17 protein-coding genes are annotated in these 17138 nt (G+C 27.7%); 15 read left to right on the forward strand and 2 right to left on the reverse strand.

Annotation, left to right across the window (positions count from 1 at the left end):
• Positions 1–339, reverse strand: a 339-nt coding sequence (locus tag M4I33_RS07430; protein WP_257916195.1) for a quinolinate synthase NadA, incomplete at its 3' end; no start/stop codon positions are given.
• Between the two features lie 472 nt (positions 340–811).
• Between M4I33_RS07430 and ptsP the strand changes: the two genes are divergently transcribed.
• The 3 genes from ptsP (at position 812) to M4I33_RS07445 (ending at position 4729) form a co-directional block, all read left to right on the forward strand.
• Positions 812–2428, forward strand: a complete 1617-nt coding sequence (ptsP, locus tag M4I33_RS07435; RefSeq protein ID WP_257916196.1) for a phosphoenolpyruvate--protein phosphotransferase — start codon at positions 812–814, stop codon at positions 2426–2428.
• Between the two features lie 264 nt (positions 2429–2692).
• Complete coding sequence (locus tag M4I33_RS07440; RefSeq protein WP_257916197.1) at positions 2693–3970, forward strand: cache domain-containing protein; 1278 nt, start codon at positions 2693–2695, stop codon at positions 3968–3970.
• 33 nt (positions 3971–4003) lie between these two features.
• Positions 4004–4729: a methyl-accepting chemotaxis protein gene (locus tag M4I33_RS07445; protein ID WP_257916198.1), complete on the forward strand. Its 726-nt coding sequence runs from the start codon at positions 4004–4006 to the stop codon at positions 4727–4729.
• A gap of 112 nt (positions 4730–4841) precedes the next feature.
• Here M4I33_RS07445 and M4I33_RS07450 read toward each other — a convergent pair whose 3' ends face one another.
• Positions 4842–5504 carry a ferric reductase-like transmembrane domain-containing protein gene (locus tag M4I33_RS07450; protein WP_257916199.1) on the reverse strand — a complete coding sequence of 221 codons (663 nt, stop codon included), beginning with the start codon at positions 5502–5504 and terminating at the stop codon, positions 4842–4844.
• 196 nt (positions 5505–5700) lie between these two features.
• Here M4I33_RS07450 and M4I33_RS07455 point away from each other — a divergent pair, with 196 nt between their 5' ends.
• From M4I33_RS07455 to M4I33_RS07510, 12 genes are all read left to right on the forward strand, one after another.
• Positions 5701–6237, forward strand: coding sequence for a chromate transporter (locus M4I33_RS07455; protein ID WP_257916200.1), 537 nt, complete (start codon positions 5701–5703; stop codon positions 6235–6237).
• The gene (locus M4I33_RS07460) at positions 6238–6768 is read left to right on the forward strand and encodes a chromate transporter (protein ID WP_257916201.1); all 531 of its coding nucleotides are present in this window, start codon (positions 6238–6240) and stop codon (positions 6766–6768) included.
• A 6-nt stretch (positions 6769–6774) separates the two neighbouring features.
• Complete coding sequence (locus M4I33_RS07465; protein WP_257916202.1) at positions 6775–8013, forward strand: tetratricopeptide repeat protein; 1239 nt, start codon at positions 6775–6777, stop codon at positions 8011–8013.
• 22 nt (positions 8014–8035) lie between these two features.
• Positions 8036–9214 carry a beta-aspartyl-peptidase gene (gene iadA / locus M4I33_RS07470; protein WP_257916203.1) on the forward strand — a complete coding sequence of 393 codons (1179 nt, stop codon included), beginning with the start codon at positions 8036–8038 and terminating at the stop codon, positions 9212–9214.
• A 291-nt stretch (positions 9215–9505) separates the two neighbouring features.
• Entirely contained in the window at positions 9506–10168 is a 663-nt protein-coding gene (locus M4I33_RS07475; protein ID WP_257916205.1) for a TVP38/TMEM64 family protein, read from the forward strand.
• A 147-nt stretch (positions 10169–10315) separates the two neighbouring features.
• Entirely contained in the window at positions 10316–11494 is a 1179-nt protein-coding gene (locus tag M4I33_RS07480; RefSeq protein ID WP_257916206.1) for an ankyrin repeat domain-containing protein, read from the forward strand.
• Between the two features lie 166 nt (positions 11495–11660).
• A complete protein-coding gene (locus M4I33_RS07485) occupies positions 11661–13211 on the forward strand; it encodes a nitrite/sulfite reductase (RefSeq protein WP_257916207.1) in 1551 nt (516 codons plus the stop codon).
• A gap of 245 nt (positions 13212–13456) precedes the next feature.
• Positions 13457–14044 carry an accessory gene regulator B family protein gene (locus M4I33_RS07490; protein ID WP_257916208.1) on the forward strand — a complete coding sequence of 196 codons (588 nt, stop codon included), beginning with the start codon at positions 13457–13459 and terminating at the stop codon, positions 14042–14044.
• Positions 14016–14162, forward strand: coding sequence for a cyclic lactone autoinducer peptide (locus M4I33_RS07495; protein ID WP_194191722.1), 147 nt, complete (start codon positions 14016–14018; stop codon positions 14160–14162). Before M4I33_RS07490 ends, M4I33_RS07495 begins: the two co-directional genes overlap by 29 nt.
• A gap of 148 nt (positions 14163–14310) precedes the next feature.
• The gene (locus M4I33_RS07500; protein ID WP_257916209.1) at positions 14311–15039 is read left to right on the forward strand and encodes a LytTR family DNA-binding domain-containing protein; all 729 of its coding nucleotides are present in this window, start codon (positions 14311–14313) and stop codon (positions 15037–15039) included.
• A complete protein-coding gene (locus tag M4I33_RS07505) occupies positions 15039–16274 on the forward strand; it encodes a sensor histidine kinase (RefSeq protein ID WP_257916210.1) in 1236 nt (411 codons plus the stop codon). Before M4I33_RS07500 ends, M4I33_RS07505 begins: the two co-directional genes overlap by 1 nt.
• 499 nt (positions 16275–16773) lie before the next feature.
• Complete coding sequence (locus tag M4I33_RS07510; RefSeq protein ID WP_257916211.1) at positions 16774–17076, forward strand: hypothetical protein; 303 nt, start codon at positions 16774–16776, stop codon at positions 17074–17076.
• Positions 17077–17138 lie beyond the last annotated feature (62 nt).

The raw sequence follows: 17138 nt of genomic DNA on the forward strand, positions 1-17138 counted from the left end.
AGAATTTATATAAGTTACAACTGCAAGGTCAGAATATTTTTCACGCATAGTTTTAATTTCTTCGATAGATATCATATCTGCCATAGGGCATTTTGAATCTAGATTCGGTAGTATTATTGTCTTATTTGGACTTAAAATCTTTGCACTTTCTCCCATAAAAGATACCCCACAAAACACTATAGTTTTTTCAGGTCTTTCTAATGCTATTTTGCTTAAATAATAGGAATCACCAACAAAATCTGAGATTTTTTGGATCTCTGGACTTACGTAGTAGTGAGCTAAAATCAATATGTCATTTTCATCCTTTAATTTTAATATTTGGTTTGTTATATTATCCATGAAAAAATCCTCCTAGAAATTTTTATAGTTTACAGGTGTATATACACTAAAATAACATTTTTACATCAGAAATACAATTAATGGTTGAACAAATTTTCATAAAATTCTCACAGTAGGGCAATTTAAAGGTATAATAAAAAATGTAAAGGATTAATGAAAATGTTTTTATGTAATTATAAGAAAAGATAGAAAAAAATATATTTTATTAAATTAATTGGAATTAATATTTTCAAAAATTTAGTAATCATAAAAAATAGGATGAAAAAAATATACATCAGTATTAAAAATTTACAAATTACTTAGTAAAATTTATACTCTAAGGTGTTAACAAAGATATAAATTATGATATAATTACAATGGTTGTACTTGATATGTAAAAGGTTATCATAAGAATTATTATCAGTTTGGATAGTAATTAATTTATGTACCTAAATTTTATTTGAATAGGAACATAATTAAGGAGGATTTAGATATGAAAAAAGGTATTGCTGCTTCAAAAGGATATGCAATAGGAAAAGTATTCTTACAAGAGCATGAGGAGATAGTTATAACTGACGCAAAGGTTTCAGATATAGCAGTAGAAAAAGAAAACTTACAAAAGGCATTAGACTCTTCAAAAGAGCAATTAGAAAAAATAAAAGCTAAAGCTAGTGTAGAAATGGGAGAAGAAAAGGCGGCTGTGTTCGAAGCACACATAACTTTACTTGATGACCCAGAATTTACTGGAGCAATGGCATTAGAAATAGAAAACAATTCAATTAACGCTATGAAAGCTGTAGAAAATGTAACTAATACATTCGTAATGATTTTCGAATCAATGGATGATGCTTACATGAGAGAAAGAGCAGCAGATATTAAAGACGTTTCAAAAAGAATAATAGCAAACTTAGCTGGTAAAGGCGGAGATGCTTTTGCAATAACTGAAGGTAACACTATAGTAGTTGCAGAAGATTTAACTCCATCAGACACAGCTCAATTAGATAGAAGCAAAGTTGTTGCTTTCTTAACTAACATCGGAGGAAGAACTTCTCACTCAGCTATCATGGCTAGAACTCTAGAAATTCCAGCTGTAGTTGGTTTAGGAGACATAACTTCTTCAGTTAAAACAGGAGATTCAATAATAGTTGATGGTATTGAAGGTATTTGCATAATAAACCCAGATGAAGCTACTATTAAAGAATACGAAGCAAAAAGAGAAACTTTCTTAAAAGAACAAGAAGAACTTAGAAAACTTGTAGACGTAAAAACTGTTACTAAATCAGGTAAGAGAGTAGAAGTTTGCGGAAATATAGGAAAAGCTGAAGACGTACAAGGTGTTATAGCTAACGGTGGAGACGGTGTAGGATTATTCAGAACTGAATTCTTATACATGGATAGAGATAGCGCACCTACTGAAGACGAACAATACGAAGCTTACAAATATGTTTTAGAAAACATGAAAAAGCAAGTAGTAATAAGAACTTTAGATATCGGTGGAGATAAAACTTTACCATACTTACCATTACCAGAAGAAATGAACCCATTCTTAGGATACAGAGCAATCAGACTTTGCTTAGATAGAAAAGATATATTTAAAGTTCAATTAAGAGCTTTACTTAGAGCTTCAATCTATGGAAATCTTTGCGTAATGTTCCCAATGATTTCAGGACTTGAAGAATTCCTTCAAGCTAAAGAAGTTGTTGATGAGTGTAAAGCTGAATTAAGAAAAGAAGGAAAAGAATTCTCAGAAGAAATACAATGGGGTATAATGGTTGAAATTCCAGCTGCTGCTGTAATGGCTGACGAGTTAGCTAAGCACGTTGATTTCTTCTCAATCGGAACTAATGACTTAATTCAATACACATTAGCTGCAGACAGAATGAGTGAGAAGGTTTCATACCTTTACAACCCAATGCACCCAGCTGTACTTAGATTAATAAAAATGACTATAGATGGTGCACACAAACACGGTAAATGGGTAGGAATGTGTGGAGAGATGGCAGGAGATGAAGCTGCTATACCAACACTTGTAGAATATGGATTAGATGAGTTCTCAATGAGTGCTTCATCAATCTTAGGAGCTAAGAAAATAATATTAGAACAAGAATAATATTATTTATATAACTTTTAAGCACCTAGGCTAAAGCCTAGGTGTTTTTTTACGTTTAGTAAATTAGATATACTTGTGATAGAAACTTTTATATTTAAATTAGTAAATAGTTTTTAAAAGTAGGTGAAATTTATAAAAGTATTAAAAAAAGATGGCTTTTTGAAAAAATAAAATAAAAATTCATAAAAAACCTTAAAAAGATTATAGTTTTGTAGAAAAATGACGAAAAATAAGAGTAAAACTTATCTTTTAGGGGGAAATGAATTGATAAAAAAACTAAATTTAGCAGCTAAACTAAGTATAATAATAGGTTTAGTAACACTGGTAGGAGTAATAATACTTGGAGAGATTTCTCTTCAAAACGTAAAACAAAGTTCTTTTAAACAAGCTAGAGAAGAAGCAAAGCAAGTAGCTAAAGCTTATTCAATAGAAATTGAGGACACTTTATTGATGTCAAAAGCATCACTTGAATCTATAAGGGAAACATTAATTTTTGCAAAAGAAGATAATAACTTAGGTAGAGATGATGTTATAAAGCTACTTAAAAGTACTCTTTCTAATAATGATAGTATTCTTGGAATATATACTGTTTGGGAAAAGGATGCTTTCGATAACAAAGATAAAAATTATAAAAATAAAGAAGGTTCAGATGAAACTGGAAGGTTTATACCTTATGCAGTTAGGAAAGATAACAACATAGCACTAGAAAGATGCGAGGATTTCGAAAAAGAAGGAACAGGAAATTATTTTTTAGTTCCTAAAAAGACAAAGGAAGCATTTTTATCAGAACCTTACAAATACAATTTTTCTGGGGAAGAAAAATCTATTGTATCTTTAAGCATACCTATAATTGTAGATAAAGAGTTTGTTGGAGTACTTGGAGTTGATTTAGAATTAAGCAAGATAGAAAATATAGTTAACGAGGCGAAACCTATGGGAGGGTTTGCGTCAATAATAACGGATAAAGGAACTATAATAGCAGACAGTAATGATAAAGATATAATTGGGAAAAACTTAAGTGAAGTTGAACCAGATTATAAAAATATATTAGAAAAGTTAAAAGAAGATAAAATATTTGAGACGTTAAGCGTAGATCCAAAAATAAATGAAGAAGTGCTTTCTGCATATGCACCTATGAAACTAAAGGGCATAAATAGCAGCTGGGCATTTTTAGCGAATGTACCTGAAAAAAATTATAAAGCTGAATATAATAAATTATTTAAGATATTAGTTTCGGTAAATATAATAATAGTTTCATTAATGATTTTAGCTGTATTTTTTATAGTTAGAAAAATGATAAAACCTGTAACTATAGCTGCGAACTACTTAGAAAAATTAGGGGATGCAGATTTTACAGAAGATGTTCCAAAAGTTCTTTTAAATAAAAGTGATGAAATAGGGGTTTTAGGTAAATCTTTAGAAAAGATGCGAAAAAATATAAGTGATTTAGTTATAGGGGTTAAAGAAGAAGTTAAAAAGTTAGATAATTCAGTTTATGAAACTGTTATTAATATAGGTGATTTAAACGAAAGCATTGAATAAGTAGTAGCTACTACAGAAGAGCTTTCAGCTGGGATGGAAGAAACGGCAGCATCTACAGAAGAGATGACTGCAACTACAAACGAAATTGAAAGTTCAGTAGAGACTATAGCTGAAAAAGCACATTTTGGAGCTAAAGCAGCTATGGATATTAAATCTAGAGCTAATAATTTAAAAGAAAACTTCTTAAAAGCAAGAGAAGATGGAGTTAATGTTTATAATGATAACAAACAAAGCCTTGAATCTGCTTTAGAAGAAGCAAAATCAGTAGAAGAAATTAAAAGTTTAGCAGTAACTATAATGCAAATAACAGATCAAACAAACTTACTTGCACTTAATGCAGCAATTGAAGCTGCAAGAGCAGGGGAAGCTGGGAAAGGCTTTGCAGTAGTTGCAGATGAAATAAGGAATTTAGCAGAAAACTCAAAAGAAGCAGTAGAAAAGATACAAGAAATAATAGTAAAAGTAACTACATCAGTAAAAAGCCTTTCTTGTAGCGCAAATGATATGATGGAATTTGTAAATATAAACGTACAAAAGGATTATGAGACTATGCTAAATGCAACAGATAAATATAATGAGGATGCTGAATTTGTTAAGAATATGGTAGATGAATTTGATAATGCATCTAATCAAATAGTACTTGCAATAAAAGAAATGGTAGAGGTCTCAGATAATATATCTAAAGCTTCAACAGAAGGCGCAAACGGAACTACAAATATAGCTGAAAAATCAAATGAGATTTCAGTTAAAGCGCAATAAGTAAAAAGGTTATCTGACGAGTCAAAAGAAGGAAATGAGAAACTTATAGAATTAATATCAAAATTCAAATTAGAAGACTAATAAAAGGCTTGCCAAAAATTTTGGCAAGCTTTTAGTTTTGTCTTAATCGTAATCTTAAAAAAGTATAAGATAAGAAAATCAAGTTATAGAGTGCTAAGCTGAAAATATCTATCTTTTTACTAAATAATAAAATAACCATTATATGAACATAACTTAAAAAGAAGAAAAGGTAAGAAAACTTCTGAATAGATTTCCATTTCTTATATCCTAAGGATTTTCTATATTTATCAAATGATGTTATAAATAATGGAATCATAATAATAAAAGCTATAAGTCCTATAACTATTAGGGATATATAAGAAGGACTTAAATTAGGCTTATTTATAAAAGCTATTAAAAATTTATAAAGGTATATAATTCCGTGAGGTAATAAAAGAATAGAGGCTATTATTGCAAGTTCTGCACGTATTCTTAAAAGCCTTTTAGTTATTTCAAACCTTTTGTTAAGAGCACCTGCAAACATTACAAGAATAAAGAAAGATAAAGAAATAAAACCCTTCATAAAAGAACGTTCTATAACAAAGGGAAACCCAGATAATTTAAATCCAGTTGAGATTTTTATTATTTCATAAATTGATACTAATAATGATATGATTGCTGAAATAAAGAATAATAGATTCTTCTTAAGTTTAATTTGTTTTTCGAAAACTAAACTTAAGAAGCTAACTATTATTAATGATATTAATAAGTACATAATTGATACAACTCCTTAAATGAAAATAATTATCAATATTATAATATTGATTTATGATATCCTTGTCAATGTAAAATATTAGAATTTAAAAAATAATAAAAGAATTAATAGTTATGGTTACACCTAAAATAAAATTTAATAGCTGCTTTTTTGTGTTAAAATATGTTTATAAATTAAAGCCCAGGAGGAAGAAACTGTGGAAAAAGTTTTGAAGATGTTTGTTTCATTTCTAAAAATAGGTGCATTTACCTTCGGGGGAGGATATGCGATGATTCCTATTATAGAAAAAGAAGTAGTAGAGAAAAATGAATGGGTAAGTAAAGATGAGTTTATGGATATGCTTGTTGTTGCACAAAGTTTACCAGGTGCTATGTCTGTAAATACATCTATATTTATCGGTTATAAAATAGGGGGAGTTTTAGGTGCTGTTATGGCACTTTTAGGAGTTGCACTACCTTCGTTTCTAATAATATTGTTAGTAGCTACTGTATTTATGCAATTTAGATCTAATTATTATGTTAATCTTGCATTTAAAGGTATATCAGCTGCTGTTCCAATTTTAGTTTTAACAGGAGTTGTAAGTTTAGCTAAAGGTGTAGATAAAAATAAGCGAAATATAATTATATTTGTTATTTCTCTTATAGCACTTATAATATTTAAAATTAATCCTATAGTAGTTATAATAATTGCAGCTATTTTTGGAGCGATATTTTTAAAAGGTAAGGTGGAGTAGATGGGATTATTATTAAATTTATTTTTTACTTTCCTAAAAATCGGAGCAGTAAGCTTTGGTGGAGGGTATGCTATGATACCATTTATCCAAAGAGAGATTATAACAAATCACGGGTGGATAAGCAGTAATGAATTTATGGATATCATAGGGATATCCCAAATGACTCCAGGACCTGTTGCTATAAATTCTGCAACATTTGTAGGGTATAAGGTAGACGGAGTTTTAGGGTCAGCTTTTGCGACTATAGGTGTTGTTTTTATGTCGTTTGTATTAGTTAGTATTGCGTCTAAAGCTATGGACAAATTTAAAGAGTCTAAGGTATTAAAAGGAGCCTTGCAAGCTATGAGGCCAGTTTTGATTGCCCTTATAATACAGGCTTTTTACGACTTAGCCCTAGAAGCATATGTTGATTTTAAAGCTATAATAATAACGGTTATAGTAGGATTTATATTATTTAGAACAAAGATACATCCGATACTTAGTATAGTGATAGCAGCTATACTTGGAATTATTATTTACGGAGGATTTTAATAAACTATGAGTAGAAAAATGGGGGAGCTTTATAATAAAGCCGTAAAATACCATGATGAAGGTGAATTAGATAAAGCTATAGAAGTATGTGAAAAAGCTATGGCAGAAAGTCTTAAAAATCAAGCGATTTTAAATTTAAAAGGTATTATTTTATATCAAAGAGGAATGCTAGATGATGCTATAACAGTTTGGAATATAAATAGAGAATTCAATGATAATGATATGGCAAAATCTTATATTAAAGATTCTATAAATGATAGAGAAAAAGTAGAACTTTATAAAACTTCAGAATTTCTTTTAAAGAAACTCGAGATAGATAAAGCTATAGAGCTACTTAATAGGTGTAAAAAAAGTGATTTTAACACTATAAAAGTTAATACAGCTTTAGGAAAATGCTACTTAAAAAAGGGAATGCCAAAAGAAGCTAAAGAATACTTAAATGAAGCTTTAATAGTGGATAAAAATTATAAAGAAGCAAAAGCTTTGATAAAAGAGATAAATGAAATTTATGGCGATAATAAAAGTCTAAAGAGTAATAAAAAAATATACATAATTACATTTTTAATAGCGGTACTCGCTGGTGGGGGTTTTGGAATATACAACATGGTAACTAAAGGTGAAGCTAAAGCAAACTTACCTTCAGAAACTGCAGAGAATAAAGTAGAGGTTCAAAGTAAAGAGGAAGAGAAAAAGGTTACTGAAGATAAAAAAGAAGAAGTAAATAAAGAAAATGCTTTAGATACAGATAAATTAAATAGTGCAATAAAAAATAATGATTATTATAGTATGGCAAGTATCTTAGGAGATTTAAATATAGATAATTTAAATGGAAAAGATAAAAAATTATACGATAAAGCTAAAAAAGAACTAAAAGATGAAGGCGTTCAAAAGTTTTATGATAACGGTCAAAAATACTTTAATGACAAAGAATATAAAAAGGCACTAGATGAATTTTTAATAGCACTTCCTTATTCTAAAGGTACTTATTTAAACGAGCATGTTCTATATTATTTAGGAGTAACAGAAAGTGAACTTAAAGATAATAAAGAAGCTATAAAGTATTTAGAAGAGTATTATAAATATTATAGCGATGGAACTTATGTAGATGAAGTTCTATATAGATTAGCATTATTAAACGAGAAGACTAATATAGAGGATAGCAAATTATATGCAAGAATAATTAAAGATAAATATGCAAATTCTATGTATAATAACGATAAAATAAGTAAGATATTAGAAAACTAAAGTTTAGGATGTGATATATACTATGGTAAAGGTAATCAAAAATATTGAAATTTATAGTCCGAAATTTATAGGTAAGAGAGATTTAGTTATAGTTAATGATAAAATCGAAGGGATTTATGAAAAGATAGATATACCTAAAGATTTTATAGAGATTGAAGAGATAGAAGGAGAGGGAAAACTATTATTTCCAGGCTTTATAGATTCTCATATCCACCTAACAGGTGGAGGCGGAGAAGGAGGGTTTAAAACTAGAACTCCAGAGATCGATTTAAGCAGTATAACTAAAGGTGGAATAACTACTGTTGTAGGGTGTAGAGGAACAGATAGCGTTTGTAGAGATATGAGAAGTGTAGTAGCTAAGGTTAAGGCTTTAAAAGAAGAAGGTATATCAGCTTTTTGTTACACTGGCTCTTACGACGTTCCAGTTCAAACTATGACTGAAAGCATTAAAGGGGATTTAATGCTTGTAGAAGAAGTTATAGGAGTTGGAGAAATTGCTCTATCAGATAACAGAAGCACTCAACCTAGACTAGACCAATTCATAAATCTAGTAGCTCAAGCTAGAGTAGGAGGACTTTTATCAGGGAAAGCTGGAATAGTTAACGTTCACTTAGGTGGCGGTGCAAGAAAGATGGACTTTTTATTTGAGATGTTAAATCAAAGTGAAATTCCAGCAGATCAAATCCTTCCAACTCATATGAGTAGGACAAAAGAACTATTAGAATCAGGAGTAGATTGGGCAAAGAGAGGTGGCTCTTTAGATATAACTTCTAGTGCTGATATAGAGCACTTAGAAAAAGATGAAGTTAGACCTTCTAAAGCTTTTAAATACCTTTTAGAAAAGGGCGTAGAGATAGAAAAGATAACTTTCTCTTCTGATGGGAATGGAAGTATGCCTGTATTTGATGAAGGTGGAAAGCTTATAGGCATGGGGATATGTAGTGTAGAAACTCTTTATAGAGAAATAAGGGATTCTATTTTAAGTGAAGGAATAGAGATAGAAAAAGCTATAAGTACTATAACTAAAAACGTAGCAAATATATTAAAGCTTTCTAATAAGGTAAGTATTGAAAAAGGAAAAGATGCAGATTTAGTTATAGTAGATAAAGATACTTTAGATATAAATACAGTTATAGCAAGAGGAAAAATAATGGTTTCAGAAGGTAAACCTGTAGTGTTTGGAACTTTTGAAAATAAATAAAGAAAAATAGGTAAGATTTATAGTAAATCTTACCTATTTTTTTATTTGGAGATTATAAGACTAATAAAATTAAACACATTATTTGAATAATATACTATTTATTAAAAAATATAGATAAAATTGATATAGTAAACCTTTTAATTTCATATTAATTAGATAACTAATCTTTAGATTTCTTAATAAATTTTAAAAAATATAAAGTTTGTTTATCTTTCATTTACAGTAAAGTGTAACTGTGCTAATTTATATAAAGTATAGATAGTTTAGAAGGGGATAAAAGGTGGAAAATTGATGGAGAAGAAAAAGATTACTACAGCAAATAAGGTTAAGTTTATTATATTAATATCTATAATTGTAATTGCTGTTTTATTTATAGGAGATCATTATAAGTTTATTGAAAGCTTAAATGTAGATGAAATATGTACATTTATTAAAGAAAGAAGCGGGTATGCAGCAGCTATTTATCTTCTATCTTATGTTATAAAGCCATTTTTATTTGTAGTTCCAACAAACGTTATGGCGATAGTTAGTGGTATAGTGTTTGGACCTGTTAAAGGGTTTATTTTAACTATGATAGGTTTCTTTATAACAGGAACAATAGCGTTTTTTGTTTCAAGATATCTTGGAAGAAACTTTGTTGAAGGGTTTCTTGGAAATAAGTTTATGAAATTAGATGATAATATAGAGAAAAATGGATTTAAGATTTTATTTTTACTAAGATTACCACCTATTTTACCTTATGACCCTTTAAGTTATGCTTGTGGATTAACTAAGATTAAATATAAAGATTTTATATTAGCTTCTTTACTAGGAGTATTACCTGAAACTATTTGTTATTCAATAATAGGAAAGAATATAAGTAATCCTCTTTCACCGCAATTTATTATTCCAATGTTATTTTTACTTTGCGGAGTAATATTCTCTAAGAAGATTATGGATAAAAGAAAGAAATAATAAAAGCTCTAAGATAAATTTAGTTTTATCTTAGAGCTTTTTCTATATTTAAAATAATTTTAAAAATAAAGTATAAATAAGCTTATTATCTTATAAGAATATAGTAATAGTTATTTTAAATAAAAATTTAAAAGGGGTGATATAGTATTGGGAAATTTAGAAGTCTTATTTAAAAAGGCAATAGAAGAAGGGGATATAAAGAAAGTAGAAAATTTAATAGATGAATGTGATTTTTTAAATTTAAAAGATAAGCTAGGCTATGAATTACTTAATAATGCTGTTTTTATTTTTAATAAAGAAAGCGATGTAGAAAATAAAAATAATATTATAAAAATTATAAATATTTTATGCAAAAATGGTGCAGATATAAATAGCGAATCTTTAAAATTTAATAACTTAGGAGTAACACCATTAAAATCTGCAATAATATTAAATGATTTAGAATTAGTTAAAAATTTAATAGATTTAGGTGCAGATGTAAATAAAGAAGATAAATTAGACCCGTATTCTCCACTTATGAGAGCCGTTGCACATTCAAATTTAGATATTATAAAAGAAATAATTAATAATGGCGGAGATATAAAGTATAAAAATAGTGTTTCTGAAGGATTATTACACGTGTTTTGTATGAGTAGAAGAAAAGAGTTGTTTAATGAGATGATTTGGAGTGAGGTTAATTTTAGGATGGAACTTGATAGTAAAACAAAACAAGGAATGACACCTTTAATGGTAGCTTGTATATACGGAAATATAGATATGGTAAATTATTTATTAGAATCTGGAGCAAGTATTAACGAAAAAGATACAAAAGGAAATACAGCTCTTATTTGGGCTGTTACTAATCCTTTAGATATAACAGAAGAGGAAAGACTAGATATAGTTAGAATACTACTAGAAAACAACTGCGATTTTAAGATAGTTGATAATAAGAAGATATCAGCCTTAGAATGGAGCATTAGTAAGGGGTATTTCAAAATTGCAAAAGAAATTATGGAAGAGTATAATGATGGAGAAAATATAGTTTTTGAAAGATCTGGAACACCTATACATTATGCAGTTACAGGTAGGTCTAAGATTAAAGAAAGAATAAAATTTATAAATGACGCAGTTAAAAGAGGATGTGACATAAATTATATTAGTGAAGAAAAATCCATCCTTCCTATAAATATTGTGCTTGCGCATTTATTAGGATATAAAGTAGAAAAAATAGTAAAAGATGAACTGCTTTTAGCTCTTATAAAAAATGGAGCATCATTAGTTAAGGGCGTCTTAGTTTCTAAAAAATTAGGTTTAAATCAAGAAGGTATTTTAGAGAGTATGATATAGGTATATTTAGATAATGCTAAGATTATAAAATCTTAGCATTATTTTAAACAATGAAAAAGTAATCGTTTTAAAATACTTATAGGTAATTACCTATAAGTACTATAAGAAATAAATCATTTTATTATTTCAAAATAATAGTAAAATTACAAAAGGAGAGGTGATTTACGTGAGCGAATTAAAAGAGATACTAAGGAAAGAAATAAGAGAATTTAGAGAGCAAGGTCATAAATTCGTAAATAAAGAACTAAATGTAGCACAATTTAAAGCTATATCTGGAGGAATGGGAGCTTATGCTCATAGAGGTGGAGAAACTTTTATGATAAGAATTAAAACTCCATCAGGAATGGCTTCAAAAGAAGATTTAAACAAAATCTATGAGTGGGCAACAAGATATAAATTAGAATCGGTTCACCCAACAACAAGAGAAGCAGTTCAATTACACGGTTTAACAATAGATGAAGTTTGTGATGTAATGGAAGAAGCTTTAGATTATGGAATAATAACAAGAGGCGGTGGAGGTAACTTCCCAAGAAACGTTGCAATGTCACCACTTGCAGGAGTTTTAAAGGATGAACCATTTGATGTTACGCCTTATGCAAAAGCGATAAATGATCATATAGCTAGTAAGGTTTATACTTACAAATTACCAAGAAAATTAAAAATTGCAATGTCTAGCAATGAGAATGATGAAGCTCATTGTACAGCAGTTGATATGGGGTTTGTAGCTATAAACAATAATGGCGAAGATGCATTTTCATTATATATAGGAGGAGGGCTTGGTAGAAATCCAAGAACTGCTGTTAAGTTTGATGAAATAGTAAAACCAGAAGAAATAATATATCACGTTGAAGCTATGACAAATCTTTTCATGGCTGAAGGGGATTATAAAAATAAAGGTAAAGCTCGTATTAGATATATAGCAGATAGAATGGGAGACGAAGCTTTTAAAGAATGTTATAAAAAACATTTAGAAGAAGTCTTAAAAGGAAAAGATCTTACTATAAAAGTAGAACCTGTAAATATATCTAAAAAAGGAATTAAAACAGACATAAAACATAAAAGATTAGTAGAGCAAAAAACTGAAGGTTTATATAGCGTATACTTCCATCCAATCGGAGGAATCTTAAAAACAGAAGATTTAAAAATGATAATTGACTTAACTAAAGATATGGAAGATGTTGATTATAGATTTGCGATGACAGAAGGAATGTATATAAGAAATCTTAACGGAGAAGAAGCTATAAAAGTATTAGAATTAACTAATAACAAAGGTGGAGAGATTGATGTAATGCAATCTATTTCTTGTATCGGAGTTCCTGTTTGTCAAATGGGTCTATGTAATAGCCAAGGTTTATTAAATAATATAGTGAATCTTTTAAAAGAGAAAGATGTAACTAAAGATTTATTACCAAGAATCCATATTTCAGGTTGTGCAAACTCTTGTGGAGTACACGAAATTGGAGAAATCGGATTTACTGGTAAATCAAAAAGAGTTAACGATGAAGTTAAAAAATGTTTTGAATTACATGTAGGTGGATCATTTAAACTAGGTGAAACTAAGCTTGCAAAAGTTTATGGAGATATAGTAGAAGATGAGATTCCAAACTATATTTATGATTTATATAAAGCATTAGAAGAAAAGAATGTTAGATTTGAAACTTGGTATAAAGAAAACGAACCAGAGTTTGAAGAAATAACAAAAAAATATTTAGTTTAATTAATTAAGAGGTAGCTTTAAGCTACCTCTTTTTTTGTATAGGAAATAAAATCAACAATAAAGTGGTTAGATAAATATATTAACGTAATATTTTTACTTAAAACATAAAATAAGTATAAAGTGGTTAAAAATTTGTATTAAAGTAGATTAAAATGAAGAATATGATTGAAAAAGATAAGAATATACATAATTCATAAATAATTTGTAAATGAATCTATAATAGTTTTTAAATAGGGGGATTTAAAATGATACAGTGGGTAGTAAATAAAAATCTTAATTTTATAAAAAATGAATTAGGAATCACAGATGAATATAAAATAGATGATATAAGATATGGTCTTGAAACTATAATTGGAGAGACTTTTAAATTAACTATAATTATGATTTTATCTATTTTTATAGGAAAAGGTATAGAATTTTTTACTGTAACAGCTTTATTATTTACAATAAGGACAGCTATAGGGGGAACTCATGCTAAAAGCTTAATGGGCTGCCTCTTTAAGAGTACAATTTTATATATGTTTTTATTTTTTGTATCCTCTAAAATACATAATATCCCCATTATTGTAAATTACGTTTGTATTGCGATAATAATGTATGTGCTAAGTACCGTTAAATATAAAACTAAGTTAGATAAAAGTGGAAATGATGAGAGAAAAAATTTATTTTTAAGGCTTAGATTAATTCTTACAGCTGGAGGGTTCCTTTTATTAACTGGTTTTTGGTTCAATAGTTTATATAGCTTAGTTTTTTTAACTGAGTCTATTATGATATTAGATTATTTAAAAGTGAGGAGAGAGGAAAATGTTAAAGAAATTAGGATTAAAGAGTAATGTTGCAAAGTATATGGGAGTTTTAAGCCTTTTAGTTGCAAATGTTGCATTAAGCAATTACTGCTATGGAATTATAGGTGAGCCTGAGTTACCAAAAAGAGTAAAAGAAGAAGCTTAAAATTTATATTATTTTTAAGAAACATATTTATATTTAAGGTTAGTTCTATTATTATATGGAACTAGCCTTTATCTCGTTGGAATTTAAACTATGGTGGTGTATAATATAGGTAAAATTGTATTTAAAAGCAATAAAGAGAGGAAACGCGATGAGGGTTTTAATACTAGAAGATGAAAAAATACAAAGAGAAAATTTATCGAAGCTTATAGAAAGATTGTATATAGACATAAAAACCTATTTGGCATCAACTATAAGAGAAGCAGAAGAAATAGCAAAGAATAGCGAGATAGATATGTTTTTTATAGATATAAATTTACCAGACGGATCAGGGCTTGAATTTGCAAAAAATATAAGAAAGATAGAAAAGTATGAACACGTAGGGATGGTATTTATAACAACTCAAGTTATACAGATAATAGAAGCATTTAAAAGCACCCATTGTTATGATGTTTTAATAAAGCCTTTTAATGAAGAAGATATTAAAAATATAATAGACACATTTCATAAAAAGATAGTAAACACTTCTCCTTCAGATAATGGAAACTTTTTGATTGTTCCAGTAGAGTCTGGAGTATCTATAAAGATATATGAAGAAGAGATAATATTTGTTGAGTATTTAAATAGAAAGTCTGTTATACATACAATTAAAGGTACATTTGAAAGTAAAAATTTAACTTTAAGCAACATATTAAATATGTGTGTAAACGGAAATATATTAAGGTCCCATAAATCATACCTTGTAAATGTAAAATATATAAATAAAATAGAAAAAGTATATGCTAAATTAAGTAATGTATATTTTACAAATACAGAAAAAAAAGCACAACTTAGTAGTAATTATAAAGAAATTGTTTATGAAAAATGGGGTATAGAGTAATGCCAATAGTAACAATACTTGAGATGTTAACTACAATTATATTTAGAAATATAATTGTTGGAGAAAAGAAGACTAAATATTTATTAGTTTTTTTTCCAGTATCTATATTCATAATGTTTTTAAATGAGTACTTTTTAAAATATTATAATAATATGGGAATAATCATTATAATGAGTTTAATTTCATTTATACTTTATAAAGTGACTAAAGATGATTTAATTAAAGTTATTATAGATGTAGTATTTTCAACTACAGTTATGCTTTTAGGGGAGCTAATAGGATATGCATCTGCAAATCTTTTAGAGGTTTATAACCAGTGGATAATTTTAGCCTTAGCTATAATTATGTGGACAGTTTTTGGGTATATTTTAGACAGGATAGATATTTCTAATAAATTAGAATCTATATTTAAAATGCAAAACAGCAAAGTTGTAGTGAACATATTAATAAACAGTATATTGGTCTTTTTATTATTTAAATCTTTAAATGATAAAGGTCTGCTTGGAAGTAGATTAGTAGTTGAAATGACAATTTATATACTAATATTTATAACACTTACTGTTAATCTTTTTATAACTATAACAGGAGAATTAAAAGAAAAGAATAGATTACAGATGGAAAATGACTTTAAACCTATATTTGATGAATATATTTTAAAGCTTAGAGCAAATGAACACGAGTACAAAAATCACCTAAACACTATATATTCAATAATAAATATTTCAGATGAAAAAGATATAAAAGAAAATATAAACAAATATATAGGAAACATAAAAGATAATAATCATTTAAATAATTTATTATATATAGATAATACTATTTTAAAAGCTGTTTTATATAGCAAAATGTCTGTTGCTGAGGAAAAAGGAATAGAAATAATATATGATGTAACAGACAATTTAAATGACATAAAACTAGATCAAATGGATTTAGTTGTGCTTTTAAGTAATTTATTAAATAATGCTATTGAAGCTGTTGAGGCGATAAAAGATCCTTGGATTTATGTAAATATAGAGAGTCGTTATTTAAAACCAAGTAAAAAGCATTACATAAGCGTTAGTAATAAAATAATAAATAAAATAGAAGCTTTAAATGCTATAAATAAAGGAATAACTACCAAGGGAGCTAACAGAGGGTACGGCTTATATAATATTAAAAAGATAGTAAACAAATCAAAAGGAGATATTCTTATAGAAGCTCTAGAAGATTGTATAAAAATAGAAGTATTTATTTAAAGAGTAGGATATGAAAATCTTACTCTTTTTTGTATATAATATGAATAAAGTTACGAAATTATGTATGAAATTATTTTAAATGTAAATATATGAGTGAATTTGATATTTTGAACTGATAGTTAAGTTTTTTTTGTTATAGAGTGTAAAATAGGTTATGTAAAATAAATCAAATACATATAAGATATTGATTTATTCCGTGTTTTATGGGGTTAAAGGGATTTAAAGTCTATTGTGTTTAAATAGTTAGAAAGGGTTGATATTGCATATTATGCTGTGGGGGCATAAAAAGTAGAGTGGGGACTTTACTTGTATCACTAACTATGGACATGAAAAAGAATATATTAGGGTTACGTGGGGTTTAGAAGAGGTTTTTTTCATAAATTAGATTAAGTCATCAAACAGAGAAAAGAGCTTAATTAAGGGGGAGTTTTTATAAATATTGTCTTAATTTCTTATAAGGGGTAAACTTAAATAAAGAAAAATATTTAAGGAGGAAATTATGGCAAAGAAAACAAGCAAAAACAATGATTTATTGTTTAGCGCAAGAGATAAAACTAACCCTAAAATATATTCTTTAATTCTTGATTTAGTGAATAACGGTATGGAAATAGAAGCTAAAGAAGTTTTAAAGATAGATTACTTATTAGAATATACAAGTAGATGTATAAAACAAAGAGATTTAAATGATGCTAAAGAATCGTTAAATAGTGCTATAACTAGAATAAACGGATTAAAAGTAAATGGTGTAGATACATCATATTTAGAATACTTATATAATGGTATTTTAAAGAAATTAAAATAGGGGAATAACTACATACTAAAAAATCAATACATATATTAAAGGTTAAAGTTTTTTATTTTTCA

The sequence above is a fragment of the Clostridium sp. LY3-2 genome (assembly GCF_024705715.1).
Lineage (GTDB): Bacteria > Bacillota > Clostridia > Clostridiales > Clostridiaceae > Clostridium.